Here is an 18,943-nt window from a genome sequence, read left to right on the forward strand (position 1 = left end):
GCTTTTTCTATCGATAAAGGAAACTATTGTCAGTCAAAATTTCACTAAAAAATGAAAAATGTTTCTTTTGTCATTAATTCTTGATTCAATAAAAGATATAGCTTATGAGAGAACTCACATCGCGGACGTGATGAAAACGGTAAACATAGCAGACTTAAAATCTGCCGGTCGAAGACCTTGCGGGTTCAAGTCCCGCCGTCCGCACCATTGTATCTTAATCTCTCTTATTTTCCAATGATTTATTAAAAATCAACAAAAATTAAAGCACCTTCTAAACCACCTTTCGCAACTTTATTATAACGCTATCAGACGGTACAGCGATGATGCTAAAATACGAATCATTGCTGCTTTTTGAGGTACCTTTTTAGCACGTTGACCTCCTCCTTGTCTTTTAGGATGGAGAGGCAGTTAATCTTGATCTCCTCATCCTTGAGGATGAAGAAATGAGTCGTGTTTTTAACGTTAAGCAGCTTTCACAACAGAGCTTGGTAAAATTCGCTTAGCTTCTGTTGTAACTGATTTGTAATGCTTAAGCTCTTCTTCGAGGTCATTTGCATCTAACAAACGCCTTATAATCAACCCTAATATTTCTCCAACACCAGCAGCACATTCACACTCTTAACAGGAGTAAGATAATATGAAGAAAAGCGAAATGGGTTAGAAATGACCGTGGCTGTCGTATCCCTGATGATTTCGAATCTGTTTATGATTTCGCAATCAAAGAGGGTTTGCCTCCAAAGCGTGTGAAAGTCGAAATGGCAAAATTTCGAGATTACTGGAAATCTAGAGCACGCAAGGATGCACGCAAAACGGATTGGAAAGCAACGTGGCGCAATTGGGTGCAAAAAGCTATCGAGGATTTAGGGAAAGGAAAAAACTATGGAAAATCACTCTCAAAGGCAAAAAAGCGTTGGTGAACGCATCTCAGACAGCACCCTTGATATCGGGTCTCGAGGTCACTTTAAAACACATTCACGAGATGATAGCTCCGGAGTTTCCTTTGGTTTTGAAGAGTGGCCGTGCATTGACACAACAGCAGGAAACGATTGCCTTAGATGCTTGTGATCAACTTCACGAATTGTTTTCAATAAAAGCGAGCAAAAAGGACATAGCTAAAGCAATTCGGATGCTTTCGTGTGGTTGAAAAATTTCGCAACAGGCAGATCATGAAGGTATGGCGCTTACCTATGGAATGGTTTTGGAAAGTGTTTCTGCGTGGTCACTGATAAAAACGGTTAAACGGACTTTATGCGATGAGTTAGAAGGTTTATCGGATACGTTTTTTCCAAGCTCTCGTGAGTTAGTAAGCTTATGTCGTGATTTGGAAAATAGTCTTTTGACGAAAGCCAATCTAGTACGCAAGGCTGTTTTGAACACCCGTGAAAAAAGACTGAAAGAAAAGGCAATGAGAGAGAATTCAAGACCACTCGCGTTGGTTGAAAAGCAAAAGCTTGAAGGGATTTTAAATGGTCTTGGGGGAACATTGAAAAACATTGCAGGTTAGTAAACTAGTGAAAATTGCTGATCGTTTTGTGATTGGATGTGCATTTAAATCGAAAAAATGGCACCGTACAGAGCAATTTAAAGATTTTATGATAAAAAACCTATCCTATAAAACGCTCTGTACGATCAAATTTGAGGCAAATAGACAAATTTGTAAAATTAGGATTAAAGCATATTCATTTTAAAACATCTATTCTTAAAAAACCGTAAACAGCCCATGCGAAAGAGATTTGCTGCAACGGCGCTGGATATGCACTATGGGGGGGACGGAGCAGAGGAGTATCTTTACAACCTCTACGAATATGAAGACGGCACAAGAGAGTGTGCAAAGTTTGATGGTGGTCAGTATTACAAAACACCTAAGAATGCGGATTTTAGTACCAAAGCGCAAGTAAAAGCATGGGTTTACGATGGTACTATTCCGAAAAGCGTTCTCAATTACAAACCTCTTATAGACGAGATAAGCAGAGAGATAAAAAAATATTGACTTTATTCAGAGTATATTGCGTATTGCTCTAAATGCGCTTCTTAAACATTTTACACAAAAGCATAAAAAGCTATTGAATCATGGGCTTTATGTTATATTTTTATATAATATTAGAGAGGGCGTTTTATGCACACAACAAAATTACGTAAAGTTGGAGGATCAGTTATACTCTCTATACCGCCTGCATTGATTGATGTTCTTCATCTTACTGAAAATATGCAAGTGGGTTTGGTTATTGACAATGGATAATTGGTTGTGAAACCACAGATATCGCAAAATTACACTCTTGAAGAATTGTTAGCCCAATGTAATCCTTCAGACGATTTTGCGGATAAAGATGTAGAGTGGTTTGATGCTAAACCTGCTGGCAGAGAGCTCTTGTAATGAAGCGAGGTGAAATTTGGTTTGTATCGCTTGACCCAACTTCTGTTTATGAGAAAAAAGGAACGCGTCCTGTACTGATTGTATCACCGGAGGCGTTTAATCATTTAACAAAACACCCATTGTTTTGCCCATTACGAGTGGAGAAAATTTTGCTAGAACAGCAGATTTTGCTATTTCATTGGTGGGAACAGAGCTGCATACAACAGGTGTGATACGCTGCGACCAACCGCGTGCTTTAGATATAGTAGCGCGTAATGGAAAAAGAATGGAAACTATTCCATATATAATTATGGATGAAGTCTTAGCAAGGTTATCAACATTTCTTACTTGAATTTTTTCTACACTTTTTTATGTTTAAAAACACCAACTTTAGGTAAAAAGTAAAAAAGCATAAGATCATGATTTTTTCTGTTGACAATCGGCTAATCAATTTTTCACAGAATAAAAATCAATAATTGACTAATGATGTCATTAATTATGACTCAAAAGGAGCCATAATGAAAGCTGTCATCACTAAGCCAATGTGTGTTGTTGGCGACAATAAAAGCACTGTTCGCTTTGAACCATCAACACCCAATAATCCATTTGTTGAAATTTCCAATCAAGTCTACGCACGTCTCAAGCGCGCTAATGCTGTAAAACCTTTTATTGGAGTCAAGACAACAGCAAAAACAGACAAGACAGTTGAACAAATTAAGCAGATAAAACAAGAAGCCGTACAAACATCGTCTGAACCAGTGACAGAGGAAATTCCACTCGAACAGCCAAAAGCATCTAAGGTCTCTCAATCATCAACACCTACCCCAAAAAAGGCTTAGAAGTTGAAGTTAATCATCCACCAAAAATGGTATCTTCAACAGGTAAAAGATACCTTCACAAACCTTCAAGCACCACGCCTTAATTGGGCTCTGCGTAATGCTCTAAACACTGCAGCAAAACAAGTTGAACGCTTTACTGAAAAGCAAGTTGCAGACATCTCATCAGCCCAAATAAAGCGTATAAGAAGAGGTGTTTATATTAAAGAAAAGGCAACAGCAAGGTTTCTTGAGACAGATATCATTGGTTCTGGAACACCGATACCTCTTAAATTTTTTAAAGTAAAAGAACAAAACGTGGCGTGACTTACACAACTGTTTGAAAAAAAACAAATCTTACCCCATGCTTTTATCAAAGGTGAGAGTTTTCCAAAGCGTGTTGAGTTAAAAAAGCTGAATGGTAATGTTTTTCAAAGAGCGGATGGAGATCAATTCCCCATTGCAAAACAAGAGGGACCCTCAACTTCTGAGGTCATGTCAAAGACAGAGATTGCAAGTGCTATTGTAAAAAAGCCAATGAGAGATTAATTGCCAATATACAGAACTAACTTGCTCATCATGAATACGCTGCCAACAAGAAAAGCTAGATTATGTTCTTAAACTTTATCTATATATTCCATATCCTTATGAGTTTAGGAATTACATATTCTTATTGCAATTTTAAAAACAGATTATCACTTATGCTTTGTTTTTTCATAAAAAAGTCAATAAAATCAATGCAAAATGTACTTCCCAGCGGGTTGGCTTCGTTGCGGGCAGACTAGTGCGAACTATCGCTAGCGACAGAATTTTCAATTTGACTGTACATTGTACACTTAACTCATTGTTGCTACATGCATATAATAGCTTTGTCGGGTATGGTGATGCCATATAACACCCTTCGGGGAAAGGCGTAACGACGGACTAGATGCCGTGTTTTTTAGCGCCCAGCACTCTTTTAGAATGTCATTAAGGAACGTCTAACATCTAAGAATTCTTTATGAATACCATTATTAAAATTACTGAATTATGTGGCAAAAGGCATGACAATATTATGCGTGACATCAAGAAAACGCTTGAAGAACTTAACGCCCTCAAATTTGAGGAGGTTGATTTTGGTGGGCACTACCTTGATAACAAAGGTGAAAGCCGCCCTTGTTATAACCTGCCAAAGCGTGAATGCTTAATTCTTGTTTCTAGTTACAGCACTGCCTTACGAGCAAAGATAATTGACCGTTGGAAAGAGTTGGAAAGACAAGTAGCTATTCCACAAATTGATTACTCCAAACCCGAAGTATTACTTGGCGCCTTAAATCATCTACAAAATCAAATTGAGCAGAAAGACCATGTTATTTCAGAATTAGCACTAAAAGCAAAAGCTTTAGAAGGCTTAAAACGCTCTGATGGTTTGTTTGGTTTGATTGAAGCCGCGAAGATGTTGGAGATAAGACCAAAGGATTTAACAGATTACTTGCGTAAAAATGATTGGGTGTATCGACGTGCTCCGAGTGGTCCATTGTTACCTTAATCAGGATAAAATCAAAAAAGGCTTCATAGACTGTTCTGCCATCACCATTCAAAAACCGGATGGAACAGAAAAGGTGCTGCCTTCAACAAAAATCACACCTAAAGGATTGGCATGTTTGAGAGAACGAATCCATGGAGGTGTGCAATGAAGGTAAATACTAACTTCTTATGCGATTTATGGATGGCATTATCTCAATTTTCTAGACATGAAAATATGAGTGATAAGATTGTACTGCTCTGGTTGACATCATGAGTTTAGTAGAAAAAGCTTTGATTTTAAAACTTCAAGATGAAGTGCCAATCCTTCTTTCGATATCTTTCTCATCTGACGCTCCATAAAAAAAGCCCCACAAAAGTGGGGCTGGATAAAATGATGTTCTAATCAATCTCGCGCTAATTATAATAAAGTGGCTCGCTACATCCACGGGCGCCTATTTTTTCATCTTCTACATAACGAGAATGCGCAAAATTCCGTACAAGATGATCATTGTTAGAGCCACCAGTCCAATCGCCTCCTCCCAATATAACATTTATGTCTACACGTAAACTGCTTCCTTGTTCTCCTGTATGCCATTTAGTCACTGGATAACAACCAGACAAATATTGCCAAACATAACCGCAACCATCCTCACAACCGATATACGAAATCATACGACAATTTTCTGTATCAACGTGTCCTCCAGACGTTTTGGGAGAAGGCGCTTTATTGCCTATAATACTGGTTCCCGAATTGATTCCACACATGCAAGACGCGAACTCATCACTCGTCAAAAATCTCTTATTAACAGACCAAAAATCAAAGGCATGATCTGCATAGCTACGATTGATCGTAATCGGAACACCATATGCCGACTTTGCATTTACACCTGTCCCTGATTGAAGATAAATATCAACCCAAATATTATGCCACGGATTGTAAACCATTCCCTCTGGGGCACTACGTGGACGGTGATTTAAACACCAAATAGAATTGGGCAAAACATCCCCCGCTTGATAACCCGATAAGAGATGATCTTCAATCTCACCAACATCCGCACATAGCGTATGAAACCCACCAATCTTTTCAGAATGCTCCTCTGTATAGCCATTAGGAGCTGTCGGATTTTGCGAAATTTCAAAGGATATCTCATTCGTCTGATCTTTTAAGATGAGATATATATAATAATCCTTTCCTGCTTCAGGATCTTCGATAAAAGACAGCCTTCCACGCCCTGGAACGTGGTAAAAGAGGAACCTACCCCCAATTCTCACCACCATGATGAACGCGAAAACATGCACCGTTATTGATCACAAGACCTTTTCTATTTTCCGGATCGGCTTCCAGAATTCTGTCAGGTTGATTAAAACGCACATCCTCTAAAAAATTAGTAGAAAGAGAACCTACCTTACTTTGAAGTTCAGAAAGACTGTCACTGTTCCTCTGTGCCTTCTCTTGAACTTCTGTCAATGCACTCTTTGCTTCTTCTGCTAACACTTTTGCCTCAGAGGCGGCTGTATTCGCAGAATTTGTCGTTGCTGTCACCGTGTCTAATGAACTCTTGACCTCTCCAAGCCCTTGCTTCGTCGTATCAGCTTCTTCCTTTGCTTGCTCCGCAACACTCTTCGCTTCTTCCGCTGTCGACTTCGCAGTCTCAGCTACTTCCCTTGGCTTCTACAACCAAAGGTTCTACCTTACTGCCTTAGCCTGTACTGCTTCACAAATGATCAGATCAAATTCTGGTAAACCGTATTTCTTTTGCGCATCCGCAATCACTTGGATTAATTGGTAAGTAGCAAACACCACGGTCATTGCATTCGCTAAGACTTTATTTGTTTTTTTCAAAGCTTTTGAACATCAGTTGATAGCTGATAGAGCAAGATCTGAAACATCAAGTTCGACAACAGCATCTTTGTTTTTCGATGCTTGCCAACTTATGTATCAGAATACACCGCAAAGGAACGAAACGGCACTTCTGTATAGCGTGTCCAGTCTCTTATCGTTTGTGACATCAAAGCTAGGGAAGGCACGAAAAACAAAACACGCTTGCCAGTTCTAGTTATTTGTTCTGCTATCTTAAAGATGGTAAAAATCTTCTCCGTTCCACATGCCACAATAAGTTTGCCACGGTCTGCTTCTTTTAAACCCTTAGAGACTTTCTCATACTTTTGGATTTGTTGAAAAGTTACCCCTAATTGATGCCCTAATTGCTTTTGCGACATTCCCAGCATTGTTCTTTGAAAGCGAATTTTTTGCCTATAGAAATGTCGTTAAAATGTAGCCTTTTGCTTTTCACTCTTAAGCTCCCCCCGCTGAGTGCGAGCACCCTCGCATTAGTATTCCGAGAGCCTGAAAGTACTGAGTTCGAGTGAGCTTTTTTTTACTTTTAGTGCTCATCGCACCTAGACATAGAAAAATATCCCATAATTCCGAGACACCCACAGAGTGGGCTCATTTATGATCGAACTTTAGGGCTTTCAACCCCTACTGATCGCTGCGTAGACGACCAAAATCACTCTTTAAGTAATAAAATCATTTCAGGAAATTGGCAATCAAAATTAAAATAATCTCAAAGACTATAAGATTGGGCACTCTTCAAAAGAGAGCCAATGCGAAGAACTGTCATCATGGTTAGTCATCAACCCACACAATGCTTCTTTTTCAGAAAACGCAAAACGCGATATAAGAAAAAATGTTGTTTGCAAAGTTTTCTCTTGCCTATACAAAGAGAAAATGAAAAATTTGGAGGGCTCCCATGATAAATGACATCTACTGTGTTGGATACAATTATGTTGAACATGTTCATGAACTAGGTAATGTTGTTGAAGATGAACCCGTTATCTTTAGCAAGCCAAAAAGTTCACTCGTTTTAGGCAATGAAATTTATCTCCCTAATTTTTCCAAAGAAATACATTTTGAAACCGAAATTGTGCTCAAAATCTCAAAGGACGCTTTCATGATCATGGAGGAAGAAGCAGAAGAATGCTATGATGCCGTAGCAATAGGTCTTGATCTCACAGCGCGGGATTTGCAAACAAAACTGAAAGAAAAAAAGCTTCCTTGGCTTTTATCGAAAGGATTTAAAGGCGCCGCATACGTCTCTGACTTCATAAACAAGGAAAAAATAAACAACCCAATAACCTTTGCAATGAAGTTAAATGGCGAAACAAGACAAGTTGGCAATACGAAAAATATGATCTTTAACTTTGAGAAGATAATCTCATTTTTAAGTCACTACATTCAGCTAAGACGTGGTGATCTCATATACACAGGCACTCCACAGGGTGTCGGAAAACTTTCTCAGTTTGACAGAATAGAATTGTATCTCGAAAATCAATTAATTTCAGAGCTAAAAGTAAAATGAATCATCAAATACTGACCTTTTTCATTGTTTCATTTTTTTTAGTCATCTCACCGGGGCCGAATATGGCCCTTATCATCGATAATGCAACGAGATTGGGAAGAAAGAACGCATTTGTAAACGTTTTAGGATTGTGTACAGCAACATATGTGCATGGGGCATTTTCCACACCTAGGTGTATCAGCGCTCATTCTCAACAACAAAACGCTGTTTTTTTTAGTAAAACTCATAGGTAGCAGCTATTTATTATACATGGGCTTTAAATCAATTAAATCTGGAATACACAGCTTAAATTCAAAAGAAAGAAGTTCAACGAATGAAAAGCATGCTACGAGTGAAACAAAGCTTTTAACCAGCTATATGGACGGTTTTCTGACACAAATACTAAACCCCAAAGTATCTATATTTTACATAGCAGCTTTTCCAAAATTCTTAGCTTCTGGAGGTAGCATTAAAAAAGGTTTTGAACTTGTCACAATACATTCTTTCAACATCTTTGCATGGTTTACTTTAATGACCATTTTTATATCATTTGCCAGTACCGCCTTAAAAAAGCAGCGAGTAAAAGGCTCGATTAACATTGCGACAGGAACAGTTTTATCTCTGTTTTCTTTTTTCATTTTCTTTGGATAGTTTTATCTTTTGATAACAAATTGTAAAGTTAATAGAGCAATCTTTTCCTGATTCTGTCTCTCACTATGAATAGCTCAATCTCTAACAGAGCTTATACAATCCCCAGTTCTTTTTTTCTTTATATAACTGAATTACGTTGCATTTCTTTATCATACTCTCAAGGACGTTTGTGTAAACAATGTGAGTTTCTCGCAACATTTTATAAAATGTTACCAATATCTAAACAAAATCCTTATTCATCACTTTTAAAAAAATAAGCTATGATATTCCTCTTTTCGTTTATGAAACAAAAGTAACTTTTTGATTTATGATAGCACCATACAAACAAAAAAATGATTTTAAAAATCATTTTAATTTTCCATTAAAAATTGTTTCTTAAACTAAGATGAGAACTCTCGAGTGCTATTTGAGCAAAAAGTAAAACTCTCACCATTATGAATAATAATAAATAATGCACTGATTACAAATAATAAGTTTCAAAAAATTATAAAAACTCCTGACAACTTTCTGAAATAATTTTAAAAGCCCCACGTCTTTTAATGAACAATTTATTTGTTATTAATAACAAAAAAAGCTCCCTATTCAAATATCTGTTACGTTATTTAAGAGGACAACATTCTCTTTTTTCAAAAGCATATTCCTAAAACATATTCTTTTCTTTATCCACACAAAATCATAAAAAACGTTTTTTTCCTTTACACCTCATTTATATCATGCTTCGATACGAAATAATGCTTTTTTAGTGTAATTTAATCTCAAAATAATTAAAGGGAACCCCCAAAAAATGAGCTACAAACAAAATTTAAAAGATAATTCTCAGAATAAGTTGCAGCGTGGACTACACAACCGACATGTACAACTTATAGCCATTGGTGGTGCTATTGGAACAGGTCTCTTCATGGGGGCAGGAAAAACAATTAGTGTAGCAGGTCCTTCCATCATACTCGTTTATGCTATTATCGGTTTTGCTCTATACTTTGTCATGCGTGCTATGGGAGAATTGTTGCTTTCTAATTCACAATACCGATCTCTTATTGATTTTTCAACTGATATGCTAGGACCGGGAATAGCTTTCTTTGTTGGCTGGAGCTATTGGTTGAGCTGGGTTGTAACTGGAGCTGCTGACATTATTGCCATCATCACTTATATGAACTTTTGGTGGCCAACACTCAATCCATGGTTTACCGTTTTTACCTGCATTAGTGTCTTTTTAATCTTTAACCTCTTTGCCGTGAAACTATTCGGTGAACTTGAATTCTGGTTTGGTCTTATCAAAGTCGTCGCAATTTTAGCATTAATTGTTGTGGGATTTTATATGATCGTTACGGGCTTTACCTCTCCCAATGGTACGGTTGCTTCTCTCAATCACGTATGGAACGATGGCAATATCTTTCCGCGAGGAATGACAGGTTTTTTTGCTGGATTTCAAATTGCCATTTTTTCTTTTGTTGGTATAGAAATTGCTGGAACAACCGCTGCTGAAGTAAAAGAACCTAAAAAAGTTCTCCCCAAAGCAATTAATGCAATACCGGTCCGTATTGTACTCTTTTACATTTTTTCTCTCGCTGTAATTATGTCTGTCACACCTTGGGATCAAATTGTTCCAGATAAAAGCCCCTTTGTCTCGATGTTTTGGCTTGCAGGCATTCCGATAGCTGCTGGCTTGGTAAACTTTGTCGTTATCACCTCAGCTGCCTCTTCAGCAAATAGTGGTATTTTTTCTACCAGCCGTATGATATATGGGCTTGCAACACAAAAAGGTGCCCCTCCAATTTTAGGTAAACTTTCCAGATACCATGTTCCAGCCAATGCTCTATTCTTTTCCTGTTTATGTATTTTAATAGGGTATACAATTGCCTCACTCTCTCCAAGCCTCATAAGTGCTTTTACAATTGTGACAAGCATTTCAGCTATTGCATTTTTATTCGTATGGTCTGTAATTTTGATTAGCTATATTGTGTATCGTCGCAATCGCCCTCATCTACACGCTGAATCCATTTATAAAATGCCAGGAGGTGTTGTCATGTGTGGGATAATTTTAGTTTTCTTTGTTTTCATGCTCTATTTGTTGACATTAGAAGCTGATACTCTACTAGCCTTAAAATATAGTATATTCTGGTTTGTTTTCTTGGGTATAATGTATTTTATGTTTGTAAAGAAAAAAATAACTCAAGGTAACAAATAAAGTCTATACATAAAAACATCTCAAAAAAGGGTAATTTTAGTTACCCTTTTTCTACTTAACCTCCTCCCCAAACATCAAAAAACGACGATTCCTACCGGCACCGGTTTGTAAACAATCCGGCTTATTAAGGGGGAATGCTGCTGATCATTTATATGGTTCACCTACATAAGGCTCTATGGGCTAGCCCTGCCCTGAACACTCACCACCCATTCTAAAAATACTTAATGTGTAAAATGTTATATGCTTTATATCACTACTCTACACAACAGTACTTTACTGTATAATAGGATAAGAACGAGCTATTCTGTAAAGAATTCTCTATAAACTTCACTGACATTGTTTACTAATAAAACATGAGATTTTATCTAAAACTTCCCCCCCAAAAAAAATTTATATTCAATTTTTTATCAAAATTAAAAATATAGCTCTAAACAGAATATATCTTAATAGCTATCTGCAATAAAAAAAGATTCTATGAAAATATTTTTCTATTTGTAATAAATTTTAAATATAAATACTTAAAGATAAATTTTAAATATGTTTTTTCATATTTAAAATAATAGTTTAACTACTTAAACTTATTTTCTTTATATGTAAAGTTTTATATTTAATAAATTTACAATTTTATTTATATTTTTCTATATATAAAAATCTACATTAATAAATAATTTTAAATATAAAGATATTTATACAATAAATTACTATAAATAAATATACATAAATATAAATTATTATTTATATACAAATAATAATAATATATAATATAAATTATATTATATATTATATATATAACTTATGTATAAAACATAAAAAATCAAAAAAATATAATACAATTTATCTTTTGTTTCTTATATATAAAATAATTATTCCATTAGTTAATAATGTTTTTGCTTTATTCACATATAGTCATAGAAAAAAATTCCTTTACTCCTTAACCATAGCGTGTTCCGATAGAAGGAATTACCTTTTTTAGGGTAATTTTTATTTAAAAATAACTAAGGAGAACTCCCCAAAAATGAACAAACAAAATTTAGAAAAAAAACCTAAGAAGAAATTGCAACGTGGACTACATAACCGACACATACAACTTATAGCCCTTGGTGGAGCGATTGGAACAGGTCTCTTCATGGGATCAGGAAAAACAATCAGTGTAGCAGGCCCCTCAATTCTACTCGTTTATGCAATTATTGGTTGTGCTCTATACTTTGTCATGCGTGCTATGGGAGAGTTATTGCTTTCTAATACACAATACCGATCTTTTATTGACTTCTCAACCGATCTTCTAGGGCCATGTGCCGGATTCTTTATCGGCTGGACATATTGGTTGTGTTGGATTGTCACTGGAACTGCTGAAATTATTGCTATTGTCACTTACACACACTTTTGGTGGCCTGAGCTCAATCCGTGGATTCCTGTTATAATTGGTCTTATGTCCTTTTTAATTCTTAACCTCGTCGCCGTAAAACTATTTGGCGAACTTGAGTTTTGGTTTGGTTTTATCAAAATCGTAGCAATTCTAGTCCTAATCGTTGTAGGATTTTATATGATCTTTACCGGTTTTGTCTCTCCAAACGGTACGGTTGCTTCTCTTAGCCATATATGGAACGGTGGGAATATTTTTCCGCGAGGAATTACAGGCTTTTTTGCTGGATTTCAAATTGTTATTTTTGCTTTTGTTGGCATTGAACTCGCTGGAACAGCTGCTGCTGAAGTAAAAGAGCCTCAAAAAGCTTTACCACAGGCTGTTAATTCAATACCAATCCGCATTGTATTCTTTTATATATTCTCTCTTCTTGTGATTATGTCTGTGACGCCGTGGGATCAAATCAGTCCAGAAAAAAGCCCATTTGTAACAATGTATGCACTTATTGGTATTCCAACTGCTGCAGGTTTGATGAACTTTGTTGTCCTCACAGCTGCCGCATCTTCAGCAAATAGTGGAATTTTTTCTACCAGCCGTATGATATATGGGCTAGCAACACAAAAAGGTGCTCCTAAATTTTTAGGAAAACTTTCTCGTAACCACGTTCCAGCCAACGCATTATTCTTTTCATGTATATGCATCTTATTTGGTTATGCCGTTGTATCGTTATCTCAAACACTCATAGCTGCTTTTACAATTGTTACGACAATTGCCGCAACTTTGTTTATATTTGTATGGTCTATCATTTTGATCAGCTATATCATCTATCGCCGCAATCGTCCTCTCCAGCATACTGTCTCTCCTTATAAAATGCCAGGAGGTGTTGTTATGTGTTGGGCGCTTCTTGTTTTCTTTGCATTCATTATCTATTTACTGTCATTAGAAGCTGACACTGCCATAGCTTTAAAATACACTCCAGCATGGTTCATATTTTTAGGAATTGTATACTTTCTTTTTGGGAAAAAGAATTATGCAAAAAATTAAAAAATAAAGCTTATATTACAAAAAACATATAAAAAAGGGTAACTAAAGTTACCCTTTTTTGATATTTATCTATAAAATTATAAAAGCTATTGACAAAATATCTCTGTAGAATCTTCAATTACGCTCTTTATCAACCAAAGCATTCGATTTTATCCAAGGCATCATAGAACGAAGTTTTTTACCAACTTCTTCAATAGGATGATTATCATTTAAACGCCGCATACTTTTAAAATGAGCAGCACCAGCTTTATATTCTTGAATCCAATTCGATGTAAATTTACCCGTTTGAATATCTTTCAATATACGTTTCATTTCTGCTCTGGTTTTCTCCGTAATCACACGTGGACCAGACATATATTCACCCCATTCAGCTGTATTAGAAATCGAATAATTCATATTTGCAATGCCCCCTTCATACATGAGATCAACAATCAGTTTAACCTCATGCAAACACTCAAAATAAGCCATTTCCGGTGCATAACCTGCTTCCGTTAGTGTTTCATAACCTGCTCGAATCAATTCAACAAGACCACCACAAAGAACCGCTTGTTCACCAAAAAGATCAGTTTCGCACTCTTCTTTAAATGTTGTTTCAATCACCCCAGCACGTCCACCACCAAGTCCACATGCATAAGACAATGCTACATTATGTGCATGTCCTGAAGCATCTTGCGCCACCGCTATTAAACAAGGAACACCACAACCCCGTTGGTATTCATTACGAACTGTATGACCTGGACCTTTAGGAGCAATCATCACAATATCAACGTTTTTTTTAGGTTCAATCAAGCCAAAATGAATACTTAAACCATGAGCAAAAGCAATTGCTGCCCCGTCGCGTAAATGATCATGAATATGTTCCTTATAAATATCAGCTTGCAATTCATCTGGTGTTGCCATCATGATGAGATCTGCCCATTTTGCTGCTTCAGCAACACTCACCACTTCAAAACCATCGGCCATAGCCTTTTTAACTGTTTCCGACCCTGAACGCAAAGCTATTTGCACATTTTTAACACCGGAATCTTTCAAGTTTAAAGCGTGCGCACGCCCTTGAGAACCATAACCAACAATGGCTACTTTTTTCCCTTTAATGAGATTAACATCCGCATCACGATCATAATAAACACGCATAAAAAAATTCCTTCTTTCTCTATTTAAACTGGATTTCAGATTATTTTTATTAAATAAGAAACATTATCTTTAGTGCATCACACACTTATAAAGACAAAAAACACCGCTTATAAAAACACAGCAATTGAATAATTTTAAAGTTTACATATTGCATAGAAAAAACTGTAATCCCCAAACATTCCTAAAACATATACAGATCCCCAAATAACTTCAACTGCTATTCTACAAAAATAATAATTACACAAAATAAGATTTCTAAAGAAAATTTAGCTAATATTCTACTCTTCTATCGTGCAACAAAACGCTATATTCTAAAAATTAAGATACAACATACAATTTTTAACATGAACCAAATCAATATGGATAGCAAGAAAAATTACAAAATAACAAGTATTGTTTTAATACAACCTTCAAAAGCATATACAACAATATCTTTAGAATAATAGAGAGGATGTTTTTACTTTTTACGTTCTTTAATATCCACGCTTCTCACGCAAAAAAGAACACCCCCATACGGCCATTATGTTATCCATTTATGGCGCCTTATAAAAAAATTTTAATATGCTCGAGCCCTTTTCAAGAATCCCCTATAATAGTCTAAGATTTATTGCACACCACTCTCTTTACTTTATAAAGCTACAAGTCGATATCATCATTCTATTTAACAGCTCCTATTGCATTAAGCTTACTCATAAGGAGATTTTACGTTATACTATTTACAGATAACCCGAAAATGAGCTCAAATATCAAGAAAATTTGTGTATTGATCCATTAAAATCCTACGCACTCCTTTATAATGGAAATACTTTCAAAACCCTATTTCTTCTCCCTTCAAAGAAATTATAGTAAGTAGATTTGGTAAAATTTCCTCATAATGGATGGTATATCAAAAAGCATTTCATACCCTAAAAAACACAAAAAATAGAAAGCTACCAATAAACAGAGGAAAATAGAATATTTTATAATGTATGCTAATAGTGCTACTTATCTCAAACATGTATAAAATTGTTTTTTAAGATAAATTGACAAACCTCTATAAAAATTTCTCTTCCAATTTTTATAGAGAAAAAAAGATTACGATAATAATCGGATAAAACGCTGAACAGTCTCATGCATTCCATACTCCAACGCATCAGCAATAAGCCCATGGCCAATAGAAACTTCATCAAGCCAAGGAATCTTTTTGACAAGAGCAGGAAGATTCATAATTGTCAGATCATGCCCTGCATTCATACCTAACTGCAACTCTTTTGCTCTTCTTGCTGCTAAAACAAGTTTATTGAGCTCTTGAACTTGTTTTATTTTGTCCTGAAATGCACCACCGTAAGGTCCCGTGTAAAATTCCACACGATCAGCACCCATTGCTTTAGCAATATCAAGACCATCGACAGTAGGGTTAGCAAAAAGGGATACACGAATCTTTCTTTTTTTTAAATTCTGAATAATAGGTGCTAAAAATTCTGCATCATGAGCAAAATTCCAACCATGATCAGACGTTGACTGATCTGGATCATCAGGAACAAGGGTAATCTGATCCGCGTAGTTTTCAGCGATATCTAAAAATTGATCACTGGGATAACCTTCAATATTAAACTCAGCTGTAGGAAAAGCGTTCTTGATTAAACAGTATATATCTGGCAAATCCGCAAAACGAATATGCCTTTCATCAGGGCGTGGATGAACCGTCAAACCTGCTGCTCCAGCAGCAAGCGCTATATGCCCAATATTCGTTATACTTGGCCACGGAAGATTACGTCGATTACGCAAAACAGCAACAGCATTAAGATTAACCGAAAGTTTTACCGCCATGCCCATTTCCATTTTTTTATAGTGTGTAACAAGATAGAAAAAAGGCATTTTCCATCTGAAACTTAGATGATATACATATTTTTTTCTATCGAACAATCATTAAACGTTCTGCTGCGCGCGTAATTCCCGTATAAAGCCAGCGCGCATACATATCACGAAATGCAAAACTTTCATCAAACAAAACGACATTATTCCATTGAGAACCTTGCGCCTTATGAACCGTTAATGCATACCCATAATCAAAATCATCATATCGCTTTTTTAATTGCCATGAAATTTCTTGATCAGGGTTTTCAAACGCTGCTTTTAAAAGTTTAATCTTTGCTACCCCACGCTCACTTTCTTCTGGTTTCACAAGAAGATTAATACTTGGTTTAACTGTTTCCTTCTGTGAAGTCATCACCTTCCATAAAGAGCCATTCAACAAACCTTTAATAGGATCATTTCGCAAACACACCAGCTTATCTCCTGCTTGCGGATAATCTGCTGTAAATCCTTTTAACACACGCAAACGCTGATTATAAAGGTAGCGCGTACGATTAACCCCCACCAATACCTGATCAGCATCCAAAACCAATTGTTGATTGACTTCTTTACGTGTAACAACACAAGCTTCTCCATAGTCACCATAAGCAATATCGCGTCCTTCACGCACGTCCATAGCAAGACGTATAATCGGATTATCTCGCGCTTGCCGATGAATTTCTGAAAGAAGAAAATCTGGTTCTCCACTGGAAAAAAATCCTCCACCTGATATAGGAGGCAATTGGCCTGGATCACCAAGAACAAGAATTGGCGTCCGAAAACTCATTAAATCACGCGCCAATTTTTCATCGACCATCGAACACTCATCAACAATAATGAGTTTAGCTTGTGCAGCAGCACTTCTTCGATTTAATGTAAATGTTGGAGCGATAGACTTTTTTCCTGTTATTTCATCGGAAACTTCCTCTTCACCACGTGGACAATAAATCAGCGAATGAATCGTACAAGCATTGCTTGCACCTTTAGAACGTAAAACCTGCGCCGCCTTCCCTGTAAAAGCAGCAAACTGAACAGAACCATCAACTGTTTCTGCAAAATAGCGCGCAAGCGTCGTCTTACCCGTCCCCGCATAGCCAAAAAGGCGAAAAAGAGGAGAACGCCCTTCCTTCAACCACGCGGCAACAGCCTTCAATGCATTATCCTGTTCCCGTGAAAACTGCATAGCTTACCAACATAAGATTTGCATAAAAAGAGCAGTATTTTGAAAAAAAACTACTATCAAGAAAAAAAAATTATTAAGAATTGCTGATACACGCCCATCTAACAACTTTCGTAGCACAATTATCAATTATTTACCCATTGCTTTTTCAAGATATTGTAACAATCTAAATTTTATCTATACATCGATCTTCTTGGTAACACTTTATGCGTATCAAATAAAATATCATTTTTTACAACAGTAACACCAACAATGGAAGATGCATATCTTAAATTTAAAATAACACCTCTATACGCTTTTTCTAACCAAAATTTAGAATGAGAAAAAGAGCATTGCAATTGCAAAACCCTCACTAGAAAAAATGTCCTTAACAGGATAAGAATAATGTAATTTTTGAACGCTATTTTACACAATCAATCAGCTTTCTTGCACATAAAAAATAAAGTACATCCACTATTACGAAATAATAATAAATATATCAAAAACCTTTTGGCAAAAATAGAAATAGCTCTCAACAAAACGACTTAATCCTATGATGATACACCTATAAGGTTCCTATTTCCCTCTTATCATGATTTTAATAAATTTACTCTTCATGCTACAAATATGTTATATCTCAACGAATAAAGAGAGACATCACGCTTATATGAAGCACGCTTTATCTCGCACAAATATGGAACTTTTTCTGTTTCAACAATAAAATATGGTTCGTAAGTATGGCCTTCTTGGTAGTCTATTATAAGAAAACTGGGACATGGTTTCATGTCCAGCGTAGCACTTCAGGTTCGTCCTCTAGAATATGAGAAAAGCGCAATTCTCCATCAACTGAGTCAAACTTTTTCTTTTTGTCGCAATGTTTTAAAGTTTATAAAAACTAACTGATTAATACTATTCTTATTGCTAGAAATAACAAGACCTCTTTTTATCTATATAGATAATTGATTTTATATATCTTTTTTAAAGTACGGGACGCGTAAATAAAAGTTAGGGAATAGGATTTTCTAACATTTGTCTACAACAGTAGCATTTTCTTTTCTTTGCGCTTCGCTAATCATCTCTAATAATGTTTTGAATGCTTCTAAATCCTCTTGTGAAAAATCTTTTAAAGTTCTAACAAACTCACCAACAGCTTCACGTCTCAACGGATCAGAAGTCTTGATTGTAAAACTTTTGCGACAAGAATCCGATGCTCTTCTCAAAATTTCTGCTACCTCTTGATCTAAAGCATAGAGTTCAATTATCTTTTCCTCCAGTCCTACAGGAACAGATTTTTTGCCAATCTCGACAGAAGATAAAAATGATACAGATATGTCTAATTTCTTAGCCATATCTAAGAGGCGTTCGGAGTGATCAATGCGAAGTTTCCGTAAAATTTTACCAAAAGATGTAACCATATAAAAAGTCCTATTAGAGAAGAAATATTTTCTTCTGATTCTAACAAATCTTTTTATGATTTTCTTCAATTATTACGAATCAAGAGTTCTTTTCGGGGTGGTTTTTTAGCAAAACCAGAGGTCCAAAGGGTCTCTAATTCTAAA

General features: G+C 36.0%; 17 protein-coding genes, 1 tRNA gene and 4 pseudogenes. 14 read left to right on the top strand and 8 right to left on the bottom strand.

Going from position 1 to position 18,943, the window contains the following annotated elements; translation table 11 throughout:
- Positions 1–121: 121 nt before the first annotated feature.
- The 10 genes and pseudogenes from ACFILL_RS07355 (at position 122) to ACFILL_RS07400 (ending at position 4,844) form a co-directional block, all read left to right on the top strand.
- Positions 122–207 (top strand) — tRNA-Leu (locus ACFILL_RS07355).
- Between the two features lie 548 nt (positions 208–755).
- The gene (locus tag ACFILL_RS07360) at positions 756–917 is read left to right on the top strand and encodes a hypothetical protein (protein ID WP_342753378.1); all 162 of its coding nucleotides are present in this window, start codon (positions 756–758) and stop codon (positions 915–917) included.
- Positions 914–1,144, top strand: a complete 231-nt coding sequence (locus ACFILL_RS07365) for a hypothetical protein (RefSeq protein ID WP_273791439.1) — start codon at positions 914–916, stop codon at positions 1,142–1,144. Before ACFILL_RS07360 ends, ACFILL_RS07365 begins: the two co-directional genes overlap by 4 nt.
- A gap of 30 nt (positions 1,145–1,174) precedes the next feature.
- Entirely contained in the window at positions 1,175–1,504 is a 330-nt protein-coding gene (locus ACFILL_RS07370) for a hypothetical protein (protein WP_375643597.1), read from the top strand.
- A gap of 171 nt (positions 1,505–1,675) precedes the next feature.
- Positions 1,676–1,990, top strand: a complete 315-nt coding sequence (locus ACFILL_RS07375; RefSeq protein ID WP_375643602.1) for a hypothetical protein — start codon at positions 1,676–1,678, stop codon at positions 1,988–1,990.
- A gap of 126 nt (positions 1,991–2,116) precedes the next feature.
- Positions 2,117–2,374 (top strand): annotated as a pseudogene (locus ACFILL_RS07380) (AbrB/MazE/SpoVT family DNA-binding domain-containing protein).
- Positions 2,374–2,705, top strand: a pseudogene (locus tag ACFILL_RS07385) (type II toxin-antitoxin system PemK/MazF family toxin). Before ACFILL_RS07380 ends, ACFILL_RS07385 begins: the two co-directional pseudogenes overlap by 1 nt.
- A gap of 166 nt (positions 2,706–2,871) precedes the next feature.
- A complete protein-coding gene (locus ACFILL_RS07390; RefSeq protein ID WP_375643596.1) occupies positions 2,872–3,192 on the top strand; it encodes a hypothetical protein in 321 nt (106 codons plus the stop codon).
- 3 nt (positions 3,193–3,195) lie between these two features.
- Positions 3,196–3,737: pseudogene (locus ACFILL_RS07395) on the top strand (hypothetical protein).
- A 431-nt stretch (positions 3,738–4,168) separates the two neighbouring features.
- A pseudogene (locus ACFILL_RS07400) lies at positions 4,169–4,844 on the top strand (phage antirepressor KilAC domain-containing protein).
- Between the two features lie 244 nt (positions 4,845–5,088).
- On the opposite strand, the gene ACFILL_RS07405 reads toward ACFILL_RS07400, so the two are convergent.
- The 4 genes from ACFILL_RS07405 to ACFILL_RS07420 form a co-directional block, all read right to left on the bottom strand.
- Complete coding sequence (locus tag ACFILL_RS07405) at positions 5,089–5,952, bottom strand: hypothetical protein (protein ID WP_375643594.1); 864 nt, start codon at positions 5,950–5,952, stop codon at positions 5,089–5,091.
- Positions 5,930–6,217: a hypothetical protein gene (locus ACFILL_RS07410; RefSeq protein ID WP_375643593.1), complete on the bottom strand. Its 288-nt coding sequence runs from the start codon at positions 6,215–6,217 to the stop codon at positions 5,930–5,932. The genes ACFILL_RS07405 and ACFILL_RS07410 overlap by 23 nt, the downstream gene beginning before the upstream one ends.
- A 144-nt stretch (positions 6,218–6,361) precedes the next feature.
- Positions 6,362–6,484, bottom strand: a complete 123-nt coding sequence (locus tag ACFILL_RS07415; protein ID WP_375643592.1) for a hypothetical protein — start codon at positions 6,482–6,484, stop codon at positions 6,362–6,364.
- Between the two features lie 122 nt (positions 6,485–6,606).
- Positions 6,607–6,894: a DEAD/DEAH box helicase family protein gene (locus ACFILL_RS07420; RefSeq protein WP_375643591.1), complete on the bottom strand. Its 288-nt coding sequence runs from the start codon at positions 6,892–6,894 to the stop codon at positions 6,607–6,609.
- A 533-nt stretch (positions 6,895–7,427) separates the two neighbouring features.
- On the opposite strand from ACFILL_RS07420, the gene ACFILL_RS07425 reads away from it, so the two are divergent.
- The 4 genes from ACFILL_RS07425 (at position 7,428) to ACFILL_RS07440 (ending at position 13,258) form a co-directional block, all read left to right on the top strand.
- On the top strand, positions 7,428–8,036 hold the full coding sequence (locus ACFILL_RS07425) for a fumarylacetoacetate hydrolase family protein (protein ID WP_375612032.1): 609 nt from the start codon (positions 7,428–7,430) through the stop codon (positions 8,034–8,036).
- Positions 8,037–8,186: 150 nt separating this feature from the next.
- Positions 8,187–8,666, top strand: a complete 480-nt coding sequence (locus tag ACFILL_RS07430; RefSeq protein WP_375643589.1) for a LysE family translocator — start codon at positions 8,187–8,189, stop codon at positions 8,664–8,666.
- Positions 8,667–9,450: 784 nt separating this feature from the next.
- Positions 9,451–10,851: an amino acid permease gene (locus ACFILL_RS07435; RefSeq protein ID WP_273791432.1), complete on the top strand. Its 1,401-nt coding sequence runs from the start codon at positions 9,451–9,453 to the stop codon at positions 10,849–10,851.
- Positions 10,852–11,866: 1,015 nt separating this feature from the next.
- Positions 11,867–13,258, top strand: coding sequence for an amino acid permease (locus ACFILL_RS07440; RefSeq protein ID WP_273790746.1), 1,392 nt, complete (start codon positions 11,867–11,869; stop codon positions 13,256–13,258).
- 114 nt (positions 13,259–13,372) lie between these two features.
- Here ACFILL_RS07440 and ilvC read toward each other — a convergent pair whose 3' ends face one another.
- The 4 genes from ilvC to ACFILL_RS07460 all read right to left on the bottom strand — a co-directional run bounded on the left by ilvC (position 13,373) and on the right by ACFILL_RS07460 (position 18,799).
- On the bottom strand, positions 13,373–14,392 hold the full coding sequence (gene ilvC, locus ACFILL_RS07445; RefSeq protein ID WP_273790747.1) for a ketol-acid reductoisomerase: 1,020 nt from the start codon (positions 14,390–14,392) through the stop codon (positions 13,373–13,375).
- Positions 14,393–15,466: 1,074 nt separating this feature from the next.
- Positions 15,467–16,201: a pyridoxine 5'-phosphate synthase gene (locus tag ACFILL_RS07450; RefSeq protein WP_273790748.1), complete on the bottom strand. Its 735-nt coding sequence runs from the start codon at positions 16,199–16,201 to the stop codon at positions 15,467–15,469.
- An 85-nt stretch (positions 16,202–16,286) separates the two neighbouring features.
- Positions 16,287–17,408, bottom strand: coding sequence for an ATP-dependent RecD-like DNA helicase (locus ACFILL_RS07455; protein ID WP_375643588.1), 1,122 nt, complete (start codon positions 17,406–17,408; stop codon positions 16,287–16,289).
- 998 nt (positions 17,409–18,406) lie between these two features.
- Positions 18,407–18,799 (bottom strand): helix-turn-helix domain-containing protein, encoded by a 393-nt coding sequence (locus ACFILL_RS07460; protein ID WP_375643587.1) that lies wholly within the window; start codon positions 18,797–18,799, stop codon positions 18,407–18,409.
- Positions 18,800–18,943: the final 144 nt, after the last annotated feature.

The sequence above is a fragment of the Bartonella sp. AP20NXHL genome (genome assembly GCF_042196165.1).
GTDB lineage: Bacteria > Pseudomonadota > Alphaproteobacteria > Rhizobiales > Rhizobiaceae > Bartonella.

What these genes read in the sequence shown, in the direction of transcription:
- ACFILL_RS07455 (WP_375643588.1), bottom strand. Translation starts at nt 17,408, where the DNA reads ATGCAGTTTTCACGGGAACAGGATAATGCATTGAAGGCTGTTGCCGCG.
- ACFILL_RS07425 (WP_375612032.1), top strand. Translation starts at nt 7,428, where the DNA reads ATGATAAATGACATCTACTGTGTTGGATACAATTATGTTGAACATGTT.
- ACFILL_RS07420 (WP_375643591.1), bottom strand. Translation starts at nt 6,894, where the DNA reads ATGTCGCAAAAGCAATTAGGGCATCAATTAGGGGTAACTTTTCAACAA.
- ACFILL_RS07435 (WP_273791432.1), top strand. Translation starts at nt 9,451, where the DNA reads ATGAGCTACAAACAAAATTTAAAAGATAATTCTCAGAATAAGTTGCAG.
- ACFILL_RS07415 (WP_375643592.1), bottom strand. Translation starts at nt 6,484, where the DNA reads ATGACCGTGGTGTTTGCTACTTACCAATTAATCCAAGTGATTGCGGAT.
- ACFILL_RS07405 (WP_375643594.1), bottom strand. Translation starts at nt 5,952, where the DNA reads ATGGTGGTGAGAATTGGGGGTAGGTTCCTCTTTTACCACGTTCCAGGG.
- ACFILL_RS07360 (WP_342753378.1), top strand. Translation starts at nt 756, where the DNA reads ATGGCAAAATTTCGAGATTACTGGAAATCTAGAGCACGCAAGGATGCA.
- ilvC (WP_273790747.1), bottom strand. Translation starts at nt 14,392, where the DNA reads ATGCGTGTTTATTATGATCGTGATGCGGATGTTAATCTCATTAAAGGG.
- ACFILL_RS07370 (WP_375643597.1), top strand. Translation starts at nt 1,175, where the DNA reads ATGGCGCTTACCTATGGAATGGTTTTGGAAAGTGTTTCTGCGTGGTCA.
- ACFILL_RS07430 (WP_375643589.1), top strand. Translation starts at nt 8,187, where the DNA reads ATGGGGCATTTTCCACACCTAGGTGTATCAGCGCTCATTCTCAACAAC.
- ACFILL_RS07460 (WP_375643587.1), bottom strand. Translation starts at nt 18,799, where the DNA reads ATGGTTACATCTTTTGGTAAAATTTTACGGAAACTTCGCATTGATCAC.
- ACFILL_RS07390 (WP_375643596.1), top strand. Translation starts at nt 2,872, where the DNA reads ATGAAAGCTGTCATCACTAAGCCAATGTGTGTTGTTGGCGACAATAAA.
- ACFILL_RS07440 (WP_273790746.1), top strand. Translation starts at nt 11,867, where the DNA reads ATGAACAAACAAAATTTAGAAAAAAAACCTAAGAAGAAATTGCAACGT.
- ACFILL_RS07450 (WP_273790748.1), bottom strand. Translation starts at nt 16,201, where the DNA reads ATGGCGGTAAAACTTTCGGTTAATCTTAATGCTGTTGCTGTTTTGCGT.